Here is a 20,309-nt window from a genome sequence, read left to right on the forward strand (position 1 = left end):
ACCTCGGCTGTAGGTCGGGAAGAGGTCGGCGATGAGATCCCACCGCGGGTCTGTAAGTTCGTGTCGTCTCGCCATGTATCTCCTCGCAAGTTGTTGCGAGGGCATAGCATAGCGGGCAGCCTTCCCATCAGACAGAGCCTAACCCGACCGCCTCGCCGCGTGACGCGGGGGCGGCTTTTGGGGCGAGGGATCATAGATCGTGGGAGCCCCCCGATCAGCCCGAAAAGTCCCGCGCTAGCCGATCTCGGACCGCTGGGCCCCCGGAGCGTGCGACGGCCTCCGCGAGCCGCTCGACCAGCCTCGGGTCGTGTTTGTGGATCTTCAGCGCCCGGAGCGCGGCCAGGGCGTCGGCGTCGGAATCGGACGCCGCGAGGTCCAGCAGGGCGTCGATCGCGGCCGACGCCCTCAGCATGGCGACCGACAGCAGGATCATATCCCGGAGCGTCGACGTCCGGGCCGAGGCGAATCGTTCCAGCAGCGGGCCGAGCGCCTGGGGCAGCCGCGCGTTCCCCATCGCGAGCGCGGCGGCCTCCGCCGTCGATTCGTCGCTCGAATCCAGGTGCTCGCGGACGAACGCCATGTGAGCGTCGGCCGAGATCGTCAGCAGGGCGCGGAGGGCTTCGGAGACGACCTCCGGCTTGCCGTCGCCGACGCGGCACTTGAGCCGCAACGCCAGCGCCGCGGCGTCCGAGCCCACCGCGCCCAGGCAGCTCGCGGCGGTGCAGCGGACTTCCTGCTCCGGGTCGAGCATGGCGTCGACGAGCATCTCCGCGAGCCCCGGCGGGTTGACGCGGGTCAGGCCGATCAGCCCCGCGGCGCGGAGCGGCGGCGCGGTGTCGACCGGTTCGCCCCAGGCGGCTTCGAGCTGGACGTGCCGCGCGGCCGCCTCGAAAATCCCCGCGCCCGGATGCTCCAACTTCTCCAGCGCCTGGACGACGGCCAGTTTGGCGCGGCAGAGCTTGTCGTCCTTCGCGGGGTCGACCATGAAGCGGCGGAATGCGGCCTCCAGGTCGGGCGCGGCCTCGCCGAGCCGCCACGCGCCAGCGACCTCGGCCGCCGCGGCGACGACGAAATTGGAGCGATCGCCGATCGCCTTGCGGACGGCCGAGACGTCGCCTGGTTCCGGTTCGTCTCGCTCGCGAAGCCGACGCATCGCCGCCAGCTTCTCCTCGAATGTCGCGCGCTTCGCCATGATGGAGGGCCTCCCGACTCGGCGGCATCATAATCGCTCCCGTGATCTTACGGAGATAAGTCCATTCGCGGGAGTGAGATGAGATGGCCATCGAGCCGGAAACGTTCGACGCGATCCTCCTCGGCGCCGGGCAGGCGAACAACCCCCTGGCGCGCACGCTGGCCGGCGCGGGCTGGCGCGTGGCCCTGATCGAGAAGGGGGAGATGGGCGGGACGTGCGTCAACGTCGGCTGCACGCCGACCAAGGCGATGATCGCCAGCGCCCGCGTCGCCCACCAGGCGCGCCGCGCGCGGGTGTTCGGGGTCCATGCCGGGACGGTCGAGGTCCGGCTCGACGAGGTCCGCGCCCGCGCCACGGCGATCGTCGAGGCCTTCCGGGCGGGTAGCGCCAGGAAGATCGAGGAGGCCGACGGATTGGAGCTGATCCGCGGCGCGGGATCGTTCGTCGGCCCTCGCGAGGTCCGGGTCGCGCTGAACGACGGCGGCTCGCGGCTCCTCCGCGGCGATGTCGTCGTGATCGACACCGGCGGCCTCCCGGCGATCCCGGACATCCCCGGCCTGGACGACGTGCCCTGGCTGGATTCGACGGGGATGCTAACGCTCGGGGAGGTGCCGGAACACTTGCTGGTCCTCGGCGGCGGGTACATCGGAGTCGAGTTCGCCCAGATGTTCCGCCGCTTCGGGGCGCGGGTGACGATCATCGAAAGGGGAGGCGAGTTGCTGTCGAGCGAGGACGACGACATGACCGAGGCCCTGGCCGACATTCTCCGCGAGGAGGGCGTCGACATCATCCTGGACGCCGAGGCCACGCGCGTCGCCGACTCGGGGGATGGCGTCCGCCTGACGATCCGCTCGGGCGATCGGGAACGACAAGTGACGGGCTCTCACCTGCTCGCCGCGGTCGGCAGGCGGCCGAACACGGATGGCCTGAACCTGGGGGCGGCCGGGGTTCGGACCGACGAACGCGGATATGTCGAGGTCAACGAGCGGCTGGAGACCAGCGTCCCCGGCGTGTTCGCGGCCGGCGACGTGAACGGCGGCCCGGAGTTCACGCACGTCGCCCACAACGACAACCGCATCCTCCGCGAGAACCTGCTGCGCGACGCCGGCCGAACGACCACCGGCCGGATGGTCCCATTCACCGTCTTCACCGACCCGCAGTACGCCCGGGTCGGGATGACCGAGAAGGAGGCGCGCGACCAGGGCCGACCCGTCCGGGTCGCCAGGATGCCGATGACCGACGTTGCGCGGGCCGTCGAGATGGGCGAGGCTCGCGGCCTCCTCAAGGCGATCGTCGACGCCGAGACGGATCAAATCCTCGGATGCTCGACGCTGGCCGTCGAGGGGGGCGAGATCATGTCGATGATGCAGATCGCGATGATGGGTGGCCTGCCGTTCCAGCGCCTCCGAGACGACATGCTCGCCCACCCGACCCTCGCCCGGGGGCTGAACGCCCTGCTCGCGATCTTCGAGGACGAGTAGGACGCGACGCCGGGCCATCGGCGTTCACGATCGCCCCCCCCGGCAGCGAGTGGGGAGGACGCGAGCCGGTTTCACCGCCCTTTCTCCAGGGCGTCGAGGAGGGCCCGGACGCCGGCCTTGCCGATCAACGCGTCCTGCTCGCCCGTGGCGCCGCCCGTGCCGACGGCGCCGATGACCTGGCCGTCGACGACGATGGGGACGCCCCCCCGCAGGGTCGTGATCTTGCCGCCGGCGGCGTTCTCGACGCCGAGGCTGAGCAGCACGTCGGGCTCGCCGCCGGCGGGGAGCGGGCCCGACTCCTGGCGGAACGTCGCCGCCGAGACGGCCTTGGACATCGCGGTGGAGGCGCTGGCGGGCCGCGCGCCGTCCATGCGGGCGAACGCCAGCAGGTGGCCGCCGTCGTCGACGACGGCGATGTTGCACTTCAGCCCGAGCGCCCCGGCCTCGGCCTTCGCCGCGTCCAGGACGGTTTCGGCGCCGGCGAGGTTGAGGCGGATCCGCTGACGCTCGACCAGCGGCGGCCCGGCGTCCTGGGCCGGGGCGGGGGCCGCGACGAGGGCCGTCGCGAACAGTAGGAAGACTCGGCGGAGCATGTGGGCCCTTCGATGGGAGGGGGTGTTTCGGGACCTCGGCGACGCCCCCCACGATACCCGGCGAGCCGACGCGGACGCCAGCGCGGCGCGCCGCGGCTTCCGACCCCTTGACGGCCCGACCGGCGAGGCATGTAATCAATGACCTCGCGCGCGATGCAAGACATTTCGCGACGACGCGGCCCGTCGGCCGCCACGGGGGGCGTCCCCCCCGGCCCGAGGTCCGCCCACAACAGAGAAGCATGCCCATGCCCGTCGGAGATCACTCCGCGAAGCCGTCGTCCCGGCCGAGCGCGAGCCAGGTGCTGGTCGTCACGAGCGTGATGTTCACGTTCATCTCATACTGGCGCACCGCCGCGATCGTGCTCTGCGACCTCGCCGGGACCGCTTACTACATCGGCGGCATCGTCGAGTCGCAGATCGGCAAGGCCGGGCCCTGGTTCATCATGGGCGTGATGATCCTCAGCGGCGCCGTCTCCACGGTATACGTCGAGAGCTGCGCCATGTTCGTGCGCGGCGGCGTCTACAAGATCGTCAAGGAGGCCATGGGCCGGCAAATGGCCGGGCTGGCCGTCTCGGCCCTTCTGTTCGACTTCGTCCTCGTCGGGCCGATCAGCAGCGTGACGGCGGGGCACTACCTCATGGGGCTCCTTTCCGACCTGATGGATCTGGGTCCGGAAAGTCCTCTCGTCGCCCACCAGAACGCGCTTTCCTCGCTCCTCGCCATCGGCGTGACGCTCTACTTCTGGCGGGTCAACACCAGGGGTATCCACGAGTCCAGCGACCAGGCGCTGAAGATCCTCGGGGCGACCACCGTCATGGCCGTGATCCTCATCACGTGGTGCGCCGTGACGATCGCGCTCGATCCCTCCAAGCGGGAGTTGCCGCCGACCGCGCCCGATCTCTCGCGGAAGGTCGACTTTCAGGGCGAGCCCGTCCTCGACCCGTTCGGCCGCCAGGTCGACCCCCTGGGCTTCCTCGGCCATACGGAGGTCGCCGCCCAGCTCCGGCCCGACGCGATCGAGGGGAACTGGTGGGGGCTGATCGGAGTCTTCGGGCTGCTGGTGGCGTTCGGCCACTCGGTCCTGGCGATGAGCGGCGAGGAGACGTTGGCGCAGGTCTACCGCGAGGTGGAGAGCCCCAAGCTCAAGAACTTCAAGAAGGCCGCGCTCGTCGTCTTCCTGTATAGCCTGACCCTCACCACGGTCATCAGCTTCCTCGCCGTGATGATCATCCCGGACGACGTGCGGATGTCGCAATATTCCGGGAATCTCATCGGCGGCCTGGCGATGCACGTCGCGGGCCCGCAGTGGGCCCGGCTGGCCCTCAACGCGCTGGTGGTGGTGGTGGGCTTCCTGCTCCTCTCCGGGGCGGTGAACACGGCGATCCTGGGGTCGAACGGCATCCTGAATCGGGTCTCCGAGGACGGCGTGCTGCCCGATTGGTTCCTGAGGCCGCACCCGAAGTACGGGACGACCTCGCGGCTGCTGAACCTGGTGGTGATCCTCCAGGTCGTCACGATCGTCCTGAGCCAGGGCGACGTCTTGACCCTGGGCGAGGCCTACGCCTTCGGCGTGATCTGGAGCTTCGTGTTCATGTCGGGCTCGATGCTGATCCTCCGCTTCAAGCGGCCGGGCCGGCGCGAGTTCGAGGTGCCCCTGAACGTCCAGGTCCGGGACTACCGCGTGCCGATCGGGATGACGCTGATCTTCCTGATCCTGGCGGCCGCCGCGGTGTCGAACCTGCTGACCAAGGAGATCGCCACCGTCTCCGGCATCCTGTTCACCGGGGCCTTCTTCGCCGTCTTCCAGGTCAGCGAATACCTGCGCAAGAAGCGCCTGGGCTCCGCCAGCCACGAGCACCTTGAGCAGTTCAACGAGGAGGAGTCGGAGGGGCTGTCGCCGTCCGCGTTGGCCCTCTCGCACCCGTTCCGCAAGCTGGTCGCCATCCGGTCGCCGTACAACCTGGGGATGCTCCAGAAGTGCCTCGACGAGACCGACCCGGAGACCACCGACGTCGTGGTCATGACGGCCAACGTCCTCCCGAAGGGGAGCGGCGACTACCACCCGACCATCACCGACTATGACCGCCAGCTCCTCACGGCGGTCGTCAACCTGGCGGAGCACGCCGGCAAGCCGGTCAAGCCGCTGATCGTCCCGACCAACGAGCCCCTGTTCGCGCTGGCCCAGACGGCCAAGACCATCGGCGCGCAGGAGCTGATCATGGGCATGTCGAACAAGTTCAACCCGGAGGACCAGCTCGACCAGGTCGCCCTCTACTGGCTGAACATCTGCGGGTCGAAGCCCGAGCCGCTGACGATCCGCGTGCTCGGCCAGGACCGCGACGCCCGGCTCGACATCGCCGGCGGCGGCCACATCCCGCGCCCGGGGGCGATGGCGGCCGAGGCGGCCCAGCTCCTGGCCGACCTGAGGCGCGGCTGGCACGGTGTGGAGCGACTGCTGCTCGCCTACGACGGCAGCCCGCTGAGCGCCGACTTCCTGGACACCGTCATGAGCTTCCTCGACCCCGCCGTCGAGGTGACGCTCCTCTACGTCTCCGAGGCCGAGGAGGAAGAGGTGCGGGCCGAGGCGGAGGGGCGTCGGATCATCGAGCGAGGAGCCGACCGGGCCCGCGAGCTGGGGCGTCGGGTGACGTTCAAGATGTCCTTCGGCGACGCCGGCGAGGAGATCGTCCGCGAGGCGGTGGAGGGGAAGTTCGACGCGATCTTCATGAGCCTCCGCGGCGTCTATCGTCGCGGCGACACCTCGGCGTTCGCTTCCAACACCCGCTACGTCCTCGAGCACGCCCCCTGCCGCGTCATCCTGGGCTTCGCCCCCAAGTCGATCCCGCCGCCGGCCCCGGCGCCGACCGGCCACTGATCGGGAGGCGGCTCACGGCCGGTGGGCCGGTACGAGCGGCCTCCGGCCCCGGAGGTACGAATCCGCCGTGGACGGCCTGCCCAGGAGCCACCCCTGGGCCAGGTCGCAGCCCCAGCTCCTGAGCAGCTCCAACGTCGCCTCGTCCTCCACCCCCTCGGCCACGACTCGCAGGCCGAGGTTATGGCCCAGGTCGATCACCGAGCGGACGATGCAGGCGTCGCGCTGGCTGGTCGCGGCGTCCTTGACGAACGAGCGGTCCACCTTCACCTCGTCGACCGGCAGCTCCTTCAGGTAGGCGAGCGAGGAATACCCGGTCCCGAAGTCGTCGATGCTGATCCGGACCCCCATGTCGTGCAGGCGCGTCAGCAGCGTCCGCGCCCGCGTCGGGTTCCTCATCATGCCCGTCTCCGTCACCTCGATCGTCAGCCGTCGCGCCGGGGCGTCGTGGCGGGCGAGCAGGTCGGCGATGATCGCGTCCAGGCTCGGATCCTGGAGGCTGTCGGCGGCGAGGTTGACGGAGACGGAGGAGTCGACGCCCCGCGCGGCCCAGGCGCGACGGTCGCGAAGCGCCCTGTCGAGGACCCACAGGCTCAGCGGATGGACCAGGCCGGTCTCCTCGGCGACCGGGATGAATTCGTCGGGCGCCAGCAGCCCCTCCCTGGGGTGCTGCCACCGGACCAGGGCCTCCACGCCGGCGTCGATCATGGATCTCAGATCCACCTTCGGCTGGTAATTGATCCGGAGCTGGTCCGACTCGATCGCTTGGCGCAGCTCGCCGACCATGGTCAGGTTGCGGGCGCAGGCGCGGTCCTGCCCGGGCTGATAGATGGCCCAGCCCGATCGGGAACGCTTCGCGGCGTACATGGCGACGTCCGCCATGCGGATGATCGAGGCGACGTCGCGGCCCTGGTCGGGGAAGAGCGCGACGCCGACGCTCGCCCCGACCTCCAGGTCGTGGCCGCGGACGTGGATCGGGCTCACCAGGTCGGCGAGGATGGACCTGGCGGCCTCCACGGCCTCCCGCAGCCCCGCGCCCTCCAGGAGTATCCCGAACTCGTCCCCCCCCAGCCGGGCGATCAGCCGCGGGCCGCGGACGGCCGCCCCCAGGCGGGGACGCAACTCGCGCAGCACGGCGTCGCCGTGGCCGTGGCCGAAGGTGTCGTTGATCTCCTTGAAGCGGTCGAGGTCGAGGAGCAAGAACGCGAAGCGCGAGCCGGCGGCCACTCGCTGCTCCATCGTCGCCTGGAGCAGCGCCCGATTGGGCATGCCGGTCAGCGTGTCGTGGTTGGCGCGGTGCGCCAGCCGCGCCTCGGCCTCCTTCAGCGGCGTCACGTCGTGGCAACCACCGACGATATGGGTGGGGCGGCCCTCGGCGTCGTGATACATCCTCCCCTTGCCGGTGAGCCATCGCATCGACCCGTCGGGCTGCACGACGCGGAACTCCATCTGGCCGTCCGCCGACGCCTCCCCCCTGGCCACCAGCGTCAACGCCGCTTCCATCCGCTCGCGGTCCTCCGGGTGAAGCCGCGAGAGCACGTCGTCGAAGGACGGGACGTGGTCGGGTCCCACGCCGAAGAGGACGCGCATCTGGTCGTCCCACTCGATCGCCGAGGTCGCCAGGTCCCAGCGGTAGGTGCCGGTCCCGGACGCGATCATGGCGGCCTCGTGCCGCTGCCGGCTCTCGCGCAAGGCCCGCTCGGCGACCTCCCGGTCCGTCACGTCGACGTGCGCCCCGACCCACTCGCGGACCGAGCCGTCCACGTCCCGGACCGGGACGGCGCGGGCCCTCATGATCCGGTAAGCCCCGTCGCGACCACGGACGCGGTGCTCCACCTCGAAGGAGCCCCCGCACGCCACGGCCGCGACCCACTGTTGCTCGGTGCGCGGCCGATCGTCGGGGTGGACCGCCCGCAGCCATCCCAGGCCTTCGGCCTCCTCCTCGCCCTGGCCGGTGAACTCCCGCCAGCGGGCCGTCCCCTCCGGCGTCGACGAGCCGTCGGGGGGCGTGGCCCAGACGATCGCCGCGGTGGCCTCCACCAGCGATCGATACCTCTCCTCGCCCAGGCGGGCGGCCTCCTGGGCGCGTTTCCACGGGGTCATGTCCGTGGAGATGCCGCAGACGGCGATCGGCCGGCCCTCGGCGTCGAAGAGCGGCTCCTTCACCGAGATGTAGTAGCTGGGCTCGTCGGAGCCGCCTACGAACACCGTCTCCTCGATCTCCTGGGCCTTCCCCCCGCGGATGACCAGGGCGTCGTTGGCCCGGATCCGCTCGGCGACCTCCGGGGCGTGGACGTCGAAGTCCGTCCCCCCCATGATCTGGCTCGACGTGACGCGGAGCATCTGCTCGAAACGATGGTTGACGAACAGATACCTTCCTTCGAGATCCTTCAGGTAGATGATCGCCGCGGAGTTCTCCAGGATCGTCCGCGCGACGTCCGGGAGATAGTCGGTCGGCGAATCCCCCGGCGGGGCTCGTTCCATGGCGAAGTGGGGCGCTCTGCGCAGGTCGGGCAGGCTGGCCCGGGCGGCGACCTGGTGAATAATCGGCATGGCGTCTTGTCATCCCGTGGGACCGCGACGTCGGACGCCGCCGGAGCAATCGGCGCTCGGCGGGTGCATCGATTCAATCCTAGGTCGGGCGGGAAAGACGTCAAATGATCGGCGGCTAAACGGGATGGCGCCGCTCACCGGCCCAGAATCGGGCCCGATCGACCAGCCGCTCGGCCAGGTCGGGGCCGGCGGGGAGCGTCTCCACCTCGCGGTCGGGGCGCGTCAGGTGGAGCGCGTGGCGGCCGGCCCGGACGTCCTCCAGGTCGTTCGCGACGGTCAGGTCGGCCCGGTTGGCGAGGCAGGCCTCCCGCGCCGCGCGGATCAGCTCGGCCGTCGGCGCGCCGGAGAGGAGCTTGAAGCCGACCAGATAGGCCGAGGGCGCCCAATCCCGGACCGACCGGATCACTTTCGGCGTCCGGCGCAGCGGGATGGTCAAGTCGTCCAGGCGGGAGCTGATCTTGCCCGCGCGGGGCTCGGGCTCGTAGTCGGAGACGGCCATCGGCAGGAAGACGAGATCGGCCGCGGACTCGGCCAGGGCCAGCCGAAGCGCCTCGGAGTACTCGGCCACCGTGCCGACCTTCAGGGGGCGGAGGTGGAGCCGCTCGCGGCGTTCCAGCCAGAGCCGGCGCAGGGCGTCGATCCGCGCGCGCTCGGCGTCCGGGTCGGCGTCGAGGTCGACGCGGGCGTGGCGGAGCAGGGGGGGCTCGGCATGGGGGGCGTGGACGTGCCAGACCTCGTCGCCTCGGTCCAGGCAGGCCTCGGCGATCGCCGCGGCCGTCCGCCCGGTCGAGACGTTGGTGATGACGCGCACGTCGTCGATGGGGGCGGAGGTCCCGCCGCCGGTCACGACCACCTTCATGACGAACCGGCCCCCCGCGCGACGCCCCGACCCTTTACGACCGGCCCGGCCCCGGCTACGCTCGCCGTTAACGATCCCGAGGCGGGCCGGCGCCCGTCCGCCCCCGCCCGAAACATCCCGAGCAAGGCCGCCATGAGCCCCGACAGCCCCTCCGCCCGCGTCTCCCAACCCGGCCGCGAACTGCTGGAGGAGATGCGTCGCTGGCCGATCTTCGACCCGCACTCGCACATCGACCCCCATCGGCCGGCGGCGCGCGACCTCGACGAAGTCCTAGGATACCATTATTACACGGAGCTGGCCCATTCCGCCGGCATGCCCGCCGACGACGTCGCCCCGGATCTCCCGCCCCGCGCCCGCGCCGAGAACCTCGCCCGACGGCTCTCCACCCTGGACAACACCGTCCAGTACTCCTGGCTGATCGAGATCGCCCGGACGTTCCACGGCTTCCAGGGCGACCGAATCGGCCCGGAGGAGATCGGCGACCTGTACGACCGCGCCCTGCGCGACCGCGATTCCGACGCCGCCGCCTGGGACGAGTCCGTCTGGAAGACCTCCAACCTGGAGGCCGTCTTCCTCACCAACGAGTTCGACGACCCGCTCGAGGGATGGGACGTCGACCGCTACATCCCCTGCCTGCGCACCGACGACCTGGTCCTGAAGCTGCACGAGCCCCGGACGATCGAGCGCCTCAAGGCCGCGACCGGCGTGGACGTCGGCGACGGCGAGGGCCTGCGCGAGGCGATCGTCAAGCTGTTCGAGCGGTTCGTCGCCCGTGGGGCGCGCGCCTGCGCCATCAGCCTCCCCCCCGACTTCGCCCCGCGACGCGCCGCCCCCAAGCGCGCGGTCACGCCGCTGCGGCGGGCGATCCGCGGCCTGGACCTCCGGCCCGACGAGCACGACGAGATCCGCGCCACCGTCTTCTGGACCCTGGCCGAATGCTGCGCCGACTTCGGGCTCCCCTTCGACCTGATGATCGGCCCGGTCCGGAACGTCTACCCCGCCGGGGTCGCCGGGGGCCGCGACCTGTTCGACCGCCGCGTCAGCCTTTATGAGTATCGCGAACTGTTCAACCACTTCGCGGGGGTGACGTTCCCCGTCTCCACCCTATCCCCGGACGCCGGGGCCGAGCTGGTGGCGTACTCCTGGATCTTCCCCAACGTCCTGCCGATGGGGCACTGGTGGTACTCGAACATCCCGGCGTTCATCGCGGCCGACCTGAAGGCGCGGCTCCAGGCCGTCCCCAAGGTCAAGCTCCTGGGATACTATTCCGACGCCTACAAGCTGGAATTCATCCTGCCCAAGTTCGAGATGTACCGCCGCGTCCTCGCCGAGACGCTCGCCGAGGAGGGCATGAGCATGCGGGGCTGGACGGCCGAGCGCGCGCTCGAGGTCGCTAAACTCGTCCTCGTCGACAACCCGAGACGGATCTTCCCGAAACGGGCTCAAGGTGGGCCCGCCGCGATTTGACCGGAGGGGGAACGCGGTGCATCCTTGAGGACGTCGGCCGCGCGCCGGCGGCGTCGAAGCTCCGCCGGGCGGAAGTGACGACCCTTCTCGTCGGCCCCCCCGCCGATCGGACTTGAGGATACACACCCATGCGGCCCGCACACCCGATGATCCGATACCTGGCGCCCCTGATCGCCCTCGCGGCGACGTCGGGGGCGCTATCGCCCTCCGGGGCGCTCGCCCAGGACGCCGCCGGCCTCTCGACGGGGAGCGGGGCGGGGACCGGGACGGGCGCGTCCTCGGTGCAGGACTACCGCCCCAGCGTCCCGCTCGGCTCGCCCGACGGCCGCGGCCAGGCCGACCCTTCCGGACCGCCCGCCGAGCCCGTCGAGGGGACGCCGGCCACGCCGGGCCCCGGGATCAACGTCCGCTTCCCGGACGACCCCGGCATCGCCCCGTTCCTCATGCTGAACGAGTCCGGCCGCCCCTCGCCGCTCCCCGGCGGCTTGCGGATCACTCCCGAGATGATCGACACCGCCGGCCTCATCTCCGAGCCCGGCGAGCGCGGGCGGATCATGCTCCAGATCGCCCGGGGGTCGATCCTCAACAATCAGTTCGTCCTGGCCCACCGCGCCGTGCAGGAGGCGTCCACCGCCGCGACCCAGGAGACGAACGACCTGATCCACGATCAGCTCATCATCTCCATCGTCACCGTCTCCGGCCTGCTCTCCGACGCGCTGCTCCGCGAGGGCAAGCCCCAGGTGCGCCTCTTCCCCGACGAGGCCGAGTCCAGGGCCATGTCCCGACTCGACGGCCGGCTCGCCATCCGGACGGCACGCCTGCAGTGGCGTCGCGCCGCGCACATGGCCGGCCAGATCCGCAACCCGACCTACCGCAGCGAGTACATGGAGCGGGCCGTCCAGAACATGGCCGTCGGCAGCGCCGTGATCGCCTCGGACTACGCCGCCCCCTCGTCCGATCCCCGGGGCCCGGAGGTCAGCGAGGAAGACCGCGCCGCCTACGCCGAGCAGGCCGACGACATCCTGGTGGAGGGAGCCTCGCTTTCCGACCAGATCGAGCGGCCGGTCTGGCGCAACCGCGCCAAGGAGCGTTTGGCGGTCTCCGCCGGCGAGTCCGGGCAGTACGGGCGGGCCACCGAGCTGGCCAACCTCATCAGGAACGCCGAGGCCCGCGCCCGCGCCCTGGTCCTGGTCGGCGAGTTCCAGGCCCGCAAGGGCCGCGACGAGGACGCCACCCGCAGCTACTCGCTCGCCGCCCAGGCCGTCGCCTCGGTGCAGCAGCGCGGCCTCCGGGGCGTCCTGGTGGGCATCCTGGTCGACAGCCTGATCTCCACCGGCCGGTTCGAGGATTCCCGCGCCTGCCTGGTGCTCTACCCGTCCGAGGCCGAGCGGTTCGTCGCCATGGGCGCCATCGCCGAGTCGCTGGGCGTCCGCCGGATGCCCGACGAGGCCCGCGAGTGGATCGACCGCGACGTCCCGGCCGAGTATCGCTCGACCCTCTATCGCCGCCTCAACAACGGCCTGCTCCGCGCCATCTCCGAGGCTCGCGCCCGCGAGTTCCAGGGCCGCGAATTCTCCTCCGGCCCCCTCGTCGACTGACGCCCGGCCCCCAGGCCCCCGTCGGGACCATCCCCGCGGGGGCCTCGGCTTTTCGAATCGATTGGCAGTCCCATCCCCGTCCCCACCCGCAAGGGCCCGCCCATGACCCCGCCGACACGCTCACGCCGCAGGTTCCTCAAGACCTCCGCCGCCCTGGTCGGCTCGGCCCCGCTGCTGGGCGGCGCCTCGCGCGCGGCGGGCGACGCGCCCTTGATCGCCTACGTCGGGACGTTCAGCTCCCCTCTCCGCGACGTCTTGCCGACCCAGGTGGATCTGCCGCCGGGGAACGGGAGGGGCATCCACATATTCCGCGTCGATCGCGCGACCGGGTCGATGGAGCCGGCGGGCGTGCACGAGATGGGGACCAGCCCGAGCCGGCTCGTCGTCAACGCGGCGGGGACGGTCCTCTACTCCACCAACGAGACCGACCGCGTCGGCGACGACCGCCAGGGCAGCGTCGCGGCCTTCGCCATCGACCGCGCCACCGGCGCGTTGACCCTCCTGAATTCCGTCAAGTCGGGCGGGGCGGGGCCGACCCACGCGGATATCCACCCGTCGGGGCGGTTCCTGCTGGTCGCCAACTACTTCGGCGGCTCCGTCGCGGTGCTCCCCATCCACGCCGACGGCCGGCTCGGCGAGGCGACCGACGTCCAGGTCGACGAGGGGGAGGTCGGCCCTCGACGCGCGACGAACGCGCCCCGGGGGAGCTTCGCCTTCAGCGGCCACGACCGGACCCACGCCCACATGATCCAGGCCGACCCGTCGGGCAAGTTCGCCCTCCACGTCGACCTCGGGCTGGATCGCATCTATTCGTGGAAGTTCGACGACCAGGCCGGCATGCTGACCCCCAACGACCCGCCGTTCGCGACCCTGCCCCCGGGAGACGGCCCCCGGCACTTCCACTTCCATCCCAATGGTCGCTGGCTCTACTCGATCCAGGAGGAGGGCTCGACGATCGTCCTGTTCGACCACGACGCCGGCCGTCTTACGCGCCGCCAGACGATCTCGTCTCTGCCGCCGGGCTACGCGGGGAGCAACTTCACGTCGGAGATCCTAGTCTCGCCGGACGGTCGCTTCGTCTACGCGGGGAACCGGCTGCACGACTCCATCGGCATCTTCGCCGTCGGCCCGGACGGCGCGCTGACGTACGTCGGCGAGGAATGGACCCGCGGCAATTACCCGCGCAGCTTCACCCTCGACCCCACCGGCCGCTTCCTCTATTGCTGCAACCAGCGGGCGGATCACGTCGCCGTCTTCCGCGTCGACGGACGCTCCGGCGGCCTCGCGTTCACCGGCCACTATGCCCCGGTCGGCAACCCGTCGCACGTCGCGTTCCTGGACCTGGCGGCGGGAAGCTAGCCCGCCGAATCCTTGAACCGTCGCCCCCTCCGTGGTCCGATGGGTCGGATCTCGACCTTCCACCGACCCGGTTCACGGAGACGCCCGACGATGCCCTCGAACCAGAATCAAACTCGGCGGATGTTCCTGGGCGCGGCCGTCGCGGCGACGGCGGCCGGCGGCCTGATGCGACCCGCGCGGGCGAGCCTCCGGGCGACGGCCCCCGGCGAGATCGGCGAGACCCCGCACTTCTGGTATCGCCTCGCCCCCGAGGGGCCTTACATCGACTCCCAGCGCGGGGATCGGGCATTCGGCTTCAAGGGGGATCGGATCTTCCTCTCCGAGGACAACGCCAAGACCTGGTCCCGCGAGACGCCGTTCCCCGACGCCGAGAACATCACCTTCAGCTGCTTCCAGAAGGGCGGCGAGATCCTGTTCGCCACTCGCGAGAAGCTGTACCTGAGCACCGATGGTCTCAAGTCATATAACGAGATCATCGTCAAGGATCGCGAGGGCCGCGACTACCTCCCGCACAAGCCCAAGGATCCGGACCAGCCCGGCTGGTACTTCCACCCGCTCGACGGGGTGCACACCTGGGACGTCGACGGCCGCGAGATGCTCGTCTGGGGGAACTACTGCAACGTGATGGGAGGCGCGGTCCCGGTCAACATCTTCTACTCCACCGACGACGGCCGGACGGTGAAGCTCGCCTATTCCTTCGGCCGCAACCCCCACTTCCAGGAGCCGGGCGCGGAGCCGGGATCATTCCTCGGCGACCCCTCGAATCCCGTCATCTGCCGCCACATCCACAGCGTGGCCTTCAACCCGGCCGAGCGGGCCTTCTACGCCTGCACCGGCGACATCGACCGCGGCGAGGGCCACGAATGCCACTGGCTGCGCGGCGAGTACGACGCGCGGGCTGATGCGTGGAAGTGGGTCGTCCTGGTCTCGGTGAACTCGAACTCGCGCTACAAGTCGGGCGGGATCAACTTCGTCGACAACCAGCTCTACTGGGCGGCCGACGCCAACGGCCCCAAGCCGGAAGACCAGCCCTACGACCGCGGCATCTTCCGCTGCGCCCCGACCGACCTCGCCGACCCCTCGAAGCACACCCGCCTGTTCGACGCGCCGTTCGAGATGGCCAACCTGCTCATCCAGGATGGCGTGATGTTCGCCGGGCACTGCGCCCCGGCCTCGACGCTCGCCACCGGCATCGCCTACTCGCCGGACATGGGCCAGACCTGGGTGGAGTACGACCTGGCCGAGTTCGGCCCCCGCTCGCCGCTCCGCTTCCAGGAGAAGAACGGCGAGGGCTGGTTCCGCATGGACCTCCGCAAGGGCTGGATCGAGCGCGGCGAGGTCCTGTTCCTCAAGCCCAAGGCCTGAGTCACGGCGTCGCGGCCGAGGCGCGAGCATCGGCCGCCACGGCCCCTTCCAGCGTCGCGCCGCCGAATGGGCCGTACAGGCCGTCGCCCCAGCGGACCGGCTTGAGCCTGGCGAGGCCGGGGAGCTTGTCCCCGAGCGGGCCGGTAATGTCCGCCGTCGCGAGCCGCTCGCCGTCCTGCGCGATCGTCATCCGGCGGCCCTGGATCGACAGCTCGAACGTCGTCGGGCCGTCGGTCCAGGCCGTCGCCGCGCCGAGGTGGCCGGGCGTCGTGACGCGATACACCGCGCCGTAGGATTTCCACCGATCCGGCGCGAGGAACGGGTATCGCTCCGGCTCCCACTCGGACGGGCTCTTGGCCGAGGTCGACACGTACAGCGAATCGCCGCTGGTCACCAGGCTCGTGATCCGCTGGCCCCACAGATTCGCCACCGGCAGGTCGCGGCTCTCGGCCTCGTAGGGGTGCACGGTCGCGTCGGAGGCCGGGGGGTGGTCAAACATGCGCCGGATCATCTCCCAGCGTCCCGAGTCGGGGCCCTGCCGCCATAGCTCTCCCCACGGCCAGACGCCGACCAGCAGCTCGCCCCCGTAGACCGCCGTCGTCTGCGCCTCGCGGGCGCTCGGGGAGACGCCCGGCGGCACCGGCGGCCAGCCGGCCAGGTCGACGATCGATCGGCCGTCGTACTCGAACAAGCGGCCGGTCGGATACTGTCCCATGAGCAGTCGGCCGTGGAACGGCAACGTCGAATAGAGCTGGTAGCTGACCGTCAGGTTCGGTTCGAGCAGCATCCGCCAGCGGCCTTCCTCCAGGACGTAGAAGCCGCCGATGTTCGAGCCGGTGACGACCTGATCGCCGATCCGCCCCCAGGCGAACGTCATCTCGCCGACGACCGGAAGCGTGAGGACGCTCGCGCGGGCGAGGTCGACGCGCGGCTCCCACGGCGTCCACGGGCAGGCGTAAAGCTTGCTGAAGCCGTCGGCGTCGTCCTCGAACGGCCGGTAGCCTCGGCCGCCGCGCTCGACGTGGTAGAAGCAGAGGTAGCCGTTCGCGTAATAGAACAGTTGATACTTCCCGCGCTCCGCCGGCGGCAGGATCGTCCGCCCGTCGAACCTGACCTGGCCGTCGCCGAATTCGAGCAGCCCGTCGCCCAGCCTCATGACCTCCTGAGTGCCGCCGACGTCCGGCTCCATCCGCCACGCCCCCGCCGCCGGGTCCCAGGCCTTGAGCCCGCCATGCGTCGAGCGGACGACCTCGTCGAGGCCCGAGAGATAGGTGCCGGTCAGGTCGTTCGGCCGGGGCAGTTCCTCCACCCGGAAGGACCGAGTTCCGTCGGTCGGCCTGACGAAGAACCGCAAGGCGTGCCGATCGCCCCGCAGTTGCGTGTTGTAGCCATCCTGGAAGCCCGCGCCGACCACGAGCGCCCCGTCCTCGCTGGCCGCCTCGAACAGCGACCCGAAGCCCTGGCCCACATCCGCCCCGCGATCGACCGTCACGGTGAACATCACCGCGGGCGGCTCATCGGCGGCGGCCGTCGTCGCCGCGATGGCGAACGCCCAGGAGAGGCAGCCGGACGCCCAGCAACTTCGCGAGAACAAGTTCATGCGAGCACTCCTTGAAAAGTTGCGATGCCCCGCGCGGGCTGCTACGCTCACGGGGGGCGAGCATGGGCCCGCCCGAGAGGAGAAGTGGACATGAGACGCCGATTCCGGCTCGCGTCGCTCGTATTGATGATGACAGTCGCCGCCTCGCTCGCCGCCGCTCGCGCCGAGGAACCCTGGAAGGTGGGCGAGCCGATCGTCGCCTACTGGGCCGGGCCTGGATTCCCGGGGGGCGGGCCGCTGGACGACGCCGCGGCGGACCGGATCGCGGCCGGGGGGTGGAACCTGGCCTGGTGCTCCAGCGTCGAGGAGCTGGACGTCGCCCATCGGCACGGGTTGCGAGGGCTCCTCTCCGATCCCGTGATCGTCCCCGCCTCGCTCGAGGATGACGGTCGTCGCGAGGCCCTGGCCGCGCTCATCGAGCGCGTGCGGGAGCACCCGGCGATGTACGCCTACCACCTCGTCGACGAGCCGAGCGCCGGGGCGTTCCCGGCACTTGGGAAACTGGTGGCCTTCCTGCGAGAGCGCGACCCGGCCCATCTCGCGTACATCAACCTCCTGCCGACCTACGCGGACAACGAGCAGCTCGGCGTCGAGGGGCCGATCGTCCAGGCGTACGAGGAGCACCTGCGGCGTTTCGTCGAGGTCGTCCGCCCGGCCATGCTGAGTTACGACCACTACCAGTTCCGCCGCGGCGACGACGCCCCGGACTACTTCCTCAACCTGGCGCTGGTGCGGAAGCAGGCCCTGGAATCCGACCTGCCGTTCCTGAACATCGTCCAGGCCAGCTCCTGGGTGCCTGGCACCGCCGCGTCCCCCAGCAGCCCTCGCGTCCCGGGCCCCGAGGAGATGCGGTTCCTCGTCTACACCACGCTCGCGTACGGGGCCCAGGGCATCTCGTACTACGTCTACCAGTACCCGAAGCATGACGGCGGGATGATCGACCCCGACGGCCAGCCCTCGCCGCGCTATCGGGCGGTGGAGACCCTCAATCGCGAGTTCGTCGCGATCGCCCGCGAACTCCAGCCGCTCCGTTCCCTCGCGGTCTATCACGCGGGGATGACGCCCCCGGGTGCCGTCCCGCTCCCCGCGGAAGAACCGTTCCGCCTCGACCCGCCCATCGCCCCCGAGGAGTTCAAGCCGGGGGACCGCGCCCGCGGCATCCTGATCGGCCTCTTCGGCCCGGCCGGCGAGGGCGCTTCCCACGCGATGGTCGTGAACCTGGACTACAAGGCCGATCGGACGACCACCCTGGTCGCCCCGGCCCCGCTGGAGGTCTACGACGCCATCACCGGCCAATGGACCCCCGCCCAGGCTTCCCGCGTCGAGCTTCACCTGCCGGGCGGCGGCGGGAAGCTCGTCCGCCTGGCCCCCCCCACGGCGGCGCGCTGAGGGAGCCTCATGGTATCCGAAACGATTTCCCTGGTCTGCTCAGGTGATCATCGGCTTCTGGCAGTAATCGCACCTGCCTTGGCGATTGACCCTGGGATGATTGGGCCGCGCGCAATGGCCGCATATATACCAGCAAGAATCACAACGTCCGCACTTGTATAACGGAGCCACCTTCCCACCTCGAAAGGTGTTCGCCAGATCGCGAATCGATGAGATGATAACGCGCTTGATAATATTATCGCGTGTATCGCCGTCGATCTCGGACGCGACGACACTCGCCTGTTCCGTGAGGCTCGGAGTAACGAATCTCGCCGTGGCGTGGCACGAGGGGCAGGGGCCGGTCAGTTCCCTGGTGTTGGAAGCGGCCACCGGGCCGCCATCCATGGCGACCAGGGGTTCCGGAGGGGACGTCGCCGTGAAGAAACGACTCGGATTGCCACATTTTGGGCACGCGTCTGCCCGCTCGCTCACCAGACAACCACATTCCAGGCAGCGCGTCAGTGCCACGACCACATTCTCCCCGGGTGAATTCGCTCGGCCTATCAAGGCCGGCGGCCGGAATAAATAGTCCCGGATTCCGTCCGAGGATCGGGATGCCGGGGATCCAGGCGAAGGTCGCCGGACGGGGCATCGATAAAGTGGGGCTCAACGCCGTGAACGCCCCCCGACTCGGCGACGGGGAGCGTCGGATTGCTTCGACTCGGGTCGTCGAGCGCGTGCCAGGCGTTGCCGGCGAAGGTGAACGTCTCGGGCGCGGTGCCCGAGCCGACATTCACCGCCCCCTTCCACTCGTCGGCCCGGAAGACGATGAGGTTCCGCTCGATCCTGCCCCCGCGCGAGGGGACGAAGCCCTCGTCGCGGGTCTCCTGGAGGATGCGGAACGCCCACGACCTCGGCCGGTAGATGATGTTCCGGCGAACCGTGGCGCCGTCGACCCCCACGAAGGCCACCGCCGCGCCCGAGCCGAGGAACGTGCAGTCCTCGACGATGAGGTCCTTCCCCTCGAAGCCCTCGGGCCGGGGCCGGAAGTACGCCATCCCGGTGCTGCCGCCGAGATTCACGGCGCGACCGCCCGCGTGCTCGAACCGACACCGACGCACCGCCACGTCGCGCGTCCCCCCCTTCATCTGGACGCCGTTGGCCCCCACCTCGTCGCCGTGGCGGAACGTGCAATCGACGATCTCGCCGTCTCGGCACCCGACCATGTCGATCCCCGATCCGCCGCGGCCCCATCGCTCGATCGCGCAGCCTTCCACGCGGAAATCGGCCAGGCCGGATAGCTTGATCCCGTCGCGGTTGCCGTCCGGCCCGACGTCGCGGACCGTCAGCCCGGCCAGGACGACGTGGTGGGAGGGATTCGCCAGGTCGCCTCCGTCATCGATGTTGATCCCGTTGGCCGTCGCCCCCTCCGCCACGAGGTCGCGCAGCTCGACGTGCGACACCCGCGACAGGTGGAAGGCCGAGTTTCCCCCCCGGAAGACGGGGGGTCGATCGGGGTCGGCCGCGCGGATCACGATCGGCCGACCGGGCTCGCCGCGCAGGTCGCGCGCGAAGACGCCCCCGGCGTAGTCGCCGGACGCCACTCGAATCGTCGTCCCCGGCCGAGCCTCGGCCAGGGCCCGACGCAGCCCCGCGTCGTCCGTCGCCTCGACGTCCATCGCGAGACACGCCACAAGCGTCAGCATCATCGCCATCGTCACGCCTCCTCGGGGCAGGGCAGAGCCCGGATGCTAGCGTGCGCGTGTCGCCGGTCGTGGTCAATGGTCCGGGCGATGGACGGTCCGCCCGCGGATTCCGCCAGGATTCCCGGAAACATGAAACTAAATGGCGCGGGCCGCGGAGTGTATCGAGAGTCGGATGATCCTTGGCAATTCGTCAGCAGCGAGCGAACGTCGAGCCCAGCCGTGGGGGAGGGAACGTCCTCCGTGGCCGCGGAGGCTAGGCCTGGGAGTGGTAGCCACGTGATGAGAGGTCCCATGG

13 protein-coding genes are annotated in these 20,309 nt (G+C 70.4%); 7 read left to right on the plus strand and 6 right to left on the minus strand.

All coding sequences use genetic code 11. The annotated features are described in order from the left end of the window. Positions 1-214: 214 nt before the first annotated feature. Entirely contained in the window at positions 215-1,192 is a 978-nt protein-coding gene (locus tag WG209_RS23550) for a HEAT repeat domain-containing protein (protein ID WP_337177552.1), read from the minus strand. A gap of 83 nt (positions 1,193-1,275) precedes the next feature. Here WG209_RS23550 and WG209_RS23555 point away from each other — a divergent pair, with 83 nt between their 5' ends. Continuing rightward, positions 1,276-2,673 carry a mercuric reductase gene (locus WG209_RS23555; RefSeq protein ID WP_337177553.1) on the plus strand — a complete coding sequence of 466 codons (1,398 nt, stop codon included), beginning with the start codon at positions 1,276-1,278 and terminating at the stop codon, positions 2,671-2,673. Positions 2,674-2,744: 71 nt separating this feature from the next. Here WG209_RS23555 and WG209_RS23560 read toward each other — a convergent pair whose 3' ends face one another. Beyond that, the gene (locus WG209_RS23560; RefSeq protein WP_337177554.1) at positions 2,745-3,266 is read right to left on the minus strand and encodes a heme-binding protein; all 522 of its coding nucleotides are present in this window, start codon (positions 3,264-3,266) and stop codon (positions 2,745-2,747) included. A 245-nt stretch (positions 3,267-3,511) separates the two neighbouring features. Here WG209_RS23560 and WG209_RS23565 point away from each other — a divergent pair, with 245 nt between their 5' ends. Beyond that, a complete protein-coding gene (locus WG209_RS23565) occupies positions 3,512-6,142 on the plus strand; it encodes an amino acid permease (protein ID WP_337177555.1) in 2,631 nt (876 codons plus the stop codon). A 12-nt stretch (positions 6,143-6,154) separates the two neighbouring features. Here the strand turns inward: WG209_RS23565 and WG209_RS23570 are convergent, their stop codons facing one another. Both WG209_RS23570 and WG209_RS23575 read right to left on the minus strand, forming a co-directional pair. Further along, positions 6,155-8,692 (minus strand): EAL domain-containing protein, encoded by a 2,538-nt coding sequence (locus WG209_RS23570; protein ID WP_337177556.1) that lies wholly within the window; start codon positions 8,690-8,692, stop codon positions 6,155-6,157. A gap of 115 nt (positions 8,693-8,807) precedes the next feature. Next, on the minus strand, positions 8,808-9,551 hold the full coding sequence (locus tag WG209_RS23575) for a phosphopantothenoylcysteine decarboxylase (RefSeq protein ID WP_337177557.1): 744 nt from the start codon (positions 9,549-9,551) through the stop codon (positions 8,808-8,810). A gap of 132 nt (positions 9,552-9,683) precedes the next feature. Here WG209_RS23575 and WG209_RS23580 point away from each other — a divergent pair, with 132 nt between their 5' ends. The 4 genes from WG209_RS23580 (at position 9,684) to WG209_RS23595 (ending at position 15,340) form a co-directional block, all read left to right on the plus strand. Beyond that, positions 9,684-11,018, plus strand: a complete 1,335-nt coding sequence (locus tag WG209_RS23580; RefSeq protein WP_337177558.1) for a glucuronate isomerase — start codon at positions 9,684-9,686, stop codon at positions 11,016-11,018. Positions 11,019-11,146: 128 nt separating this feature from the next. After that, the gene (locus tag WG209_RS23585; protein ID WP_337177559.1) at positions 11,147-12,616 is read left to right on the plus strand and encodes a hypothetical protein; all 1,470 of its coding nucleotides are present in this window, start codon (positions 11,147-11,149) and stop codon (positions 12,614-12,616) included. A 102-nt stretch (positions 12,617-12,718) separates the two neighbouring features. After that, positions 12,719-13,975, plus strand: a complete 1,257-nt coding sequence (locus WG209_RS23590; protein WP_337177560.1) for a lactonase family protein — start codon at positions 12,719-12,721, stop codon at positions 13,973-13,975. Positions 13,976-14,065: 90 nt separating this feature from the next. After that, positions 14,066-15,340, plus strand: coding sequence for a hypothetical protein (locus WG209_RS23595; protein WP_337177561.1), 1,275 nt, complete (start codon positions 14,066-14,068; stop codon positions 15,338-15,340). Position 15,341: 1 nt separating this feature from the next. Here the strand turns inward: WG209_RS23595 and WG209_RS23600 are convergent, their stop codons facing one another. Next, positions 15,342-16,940, minus strand: coding sequence for a hypothetical protein (locus WG209_RS23600; protein ID WP_337177562.1), 1,599 nt, complete (start codon positions 16,938-16,940; stop codon positions 15,342-15,344). A 90-nt stretch (positions 16,941-17,030) separates the two neighbouring features. Here WG209_RS23600 and WG209_RS23605 point away from each other — a divergent pair, with 90 nt between their 5' ends. Further along, a complete protein-coding gene (locus WG209_RS23605; RefSeq protein WP_337177563.1) occupies positions 17,031-18,329 on the plus strand; it encodes a hypothetical protein in 1,299 nt (432 codons plus the stop codon). 542 nt (positions 18,330-18,871) lie between these two features. On the opposite strand, the gene WG209_RS23610 is transcribed toward WG209_RS23605, so the two are convergent. After that, on the minus strand, positions 18,872-20,023 hold the full coding sequence (locus WG209_RS23610) for a right-handed parallel beta-helix repeat-containing protein (RefSeq protein WP_337177564.1): 1,152 nt from the start codon (positions 20,021-20,023) through the stop codon (positions 18,872-18,874). Positions 20,024-20,309 lie beyond the last annotated feature (286 nt).

It is taken from the genome of Paludisphaera sp. (assembly GCF_037189885.1).
GTDB lineage: Bacteria > Planctomycetota > Planctomycetia > Isosphaerales > Isosphaeraceae > Paludisphaera.

Excerpts from the sequence above, each read along its gene's own strand:
- WG209_RS23550 (WP_337177552.1), bottom strand. The coding sequence starts at position 1,192 with ATGGCGAAGCGCGCGACATTCGAGGAGAAGCTGGCGGCGATGCGTCGG.
- WG209_RS23555 (WP_337177553.1), top strand. The coding sequence starts at position 1,276 with ATGGCCATCGAGCCGGAAACGTTCGACGCGATCCTCCTCGGCGCCGGG.
- WG209_RS23560 (WP_337177554.1), bottom strand. The coding sequence starts at position 3,266 with ATGCTCCGCCGAGTCTTCCTACTGTTCGCGACGGCCCTCGTCGCGGCC.
- WG209_RS23565 (WP_337177555.1), top strand. The coding sequence starts at position 3,512 with ATGCCCGTCGGAGATCACTCCGCGAAGCCGTCGTCCCGGCCGAGCGCG.
- WG209_RS23570 (WP_337177556.1), bottom strand. The coding sequence starts at position 8,692 with ATGCCGATTATTCACCAGGTCGCCGCCCGGGCCAGCCTGCCCGACCTG.
- WG209_RS23575 (WP_337177557.1), bottom strand. The coding sequence starts at position 9,551 with ATGAAGGTGGTCGTGACCGGCGGCGGGACCTCCGCCCCCATCGACGAC.
- WG209_RS23580 (WP_337177558.1), top strand. The coding sequence starts at position 9,684 with ATGAGCCCCGACAGCCCCTCCGCCCGCGTCTCCCAACCCGGCCGCGAA.
- WG209_RS23585 (WP_337177559.1), top strand. The coding sequence starts at position 11,147 with ATGCGGCCCGCACACCCGATGATCCGATACCTGGCGCCCCTGATCGCC.
- WG209_RS23590 (WP_337177560.1), top strand. The coding sequence starts at position 12,719 with ATGACCCCGCCGACACGCTCACGCCGCAGGTTCCTCAAGACCTCCGCC.
- WG209_RS23595 (WP_337177561.1), top strand. The coding sequence starts at position 14,066 with ATGCCCTCGAACCAGAATCAAACTCGGCGGATGTTCCTGGGCGCGGCC.
- WG209_RS23600 (WP_337177562.1), bottom strand. The coding sequence starts at position 16,940 with ATGAACTTGTTCTCGCGAAGTTGCTGGGCGTCCGGCTGCCTCTCCTGG.
- WG209_RS23605 (WP_337177563.1), top strand. The coding sequence starts at position 17,031 with ATGAGACGCCGATTCCGGCTCGCGTCGCTCGTATTGATGATGACAGTC.
- WG209_RS23610 (WP_337177564.1), bottom strand. The coding sequence starts at position 20,023 with ATGGCGATGATGCTGACGCTTGTGGCGTGTCTCGCGATGGACGTCGAG.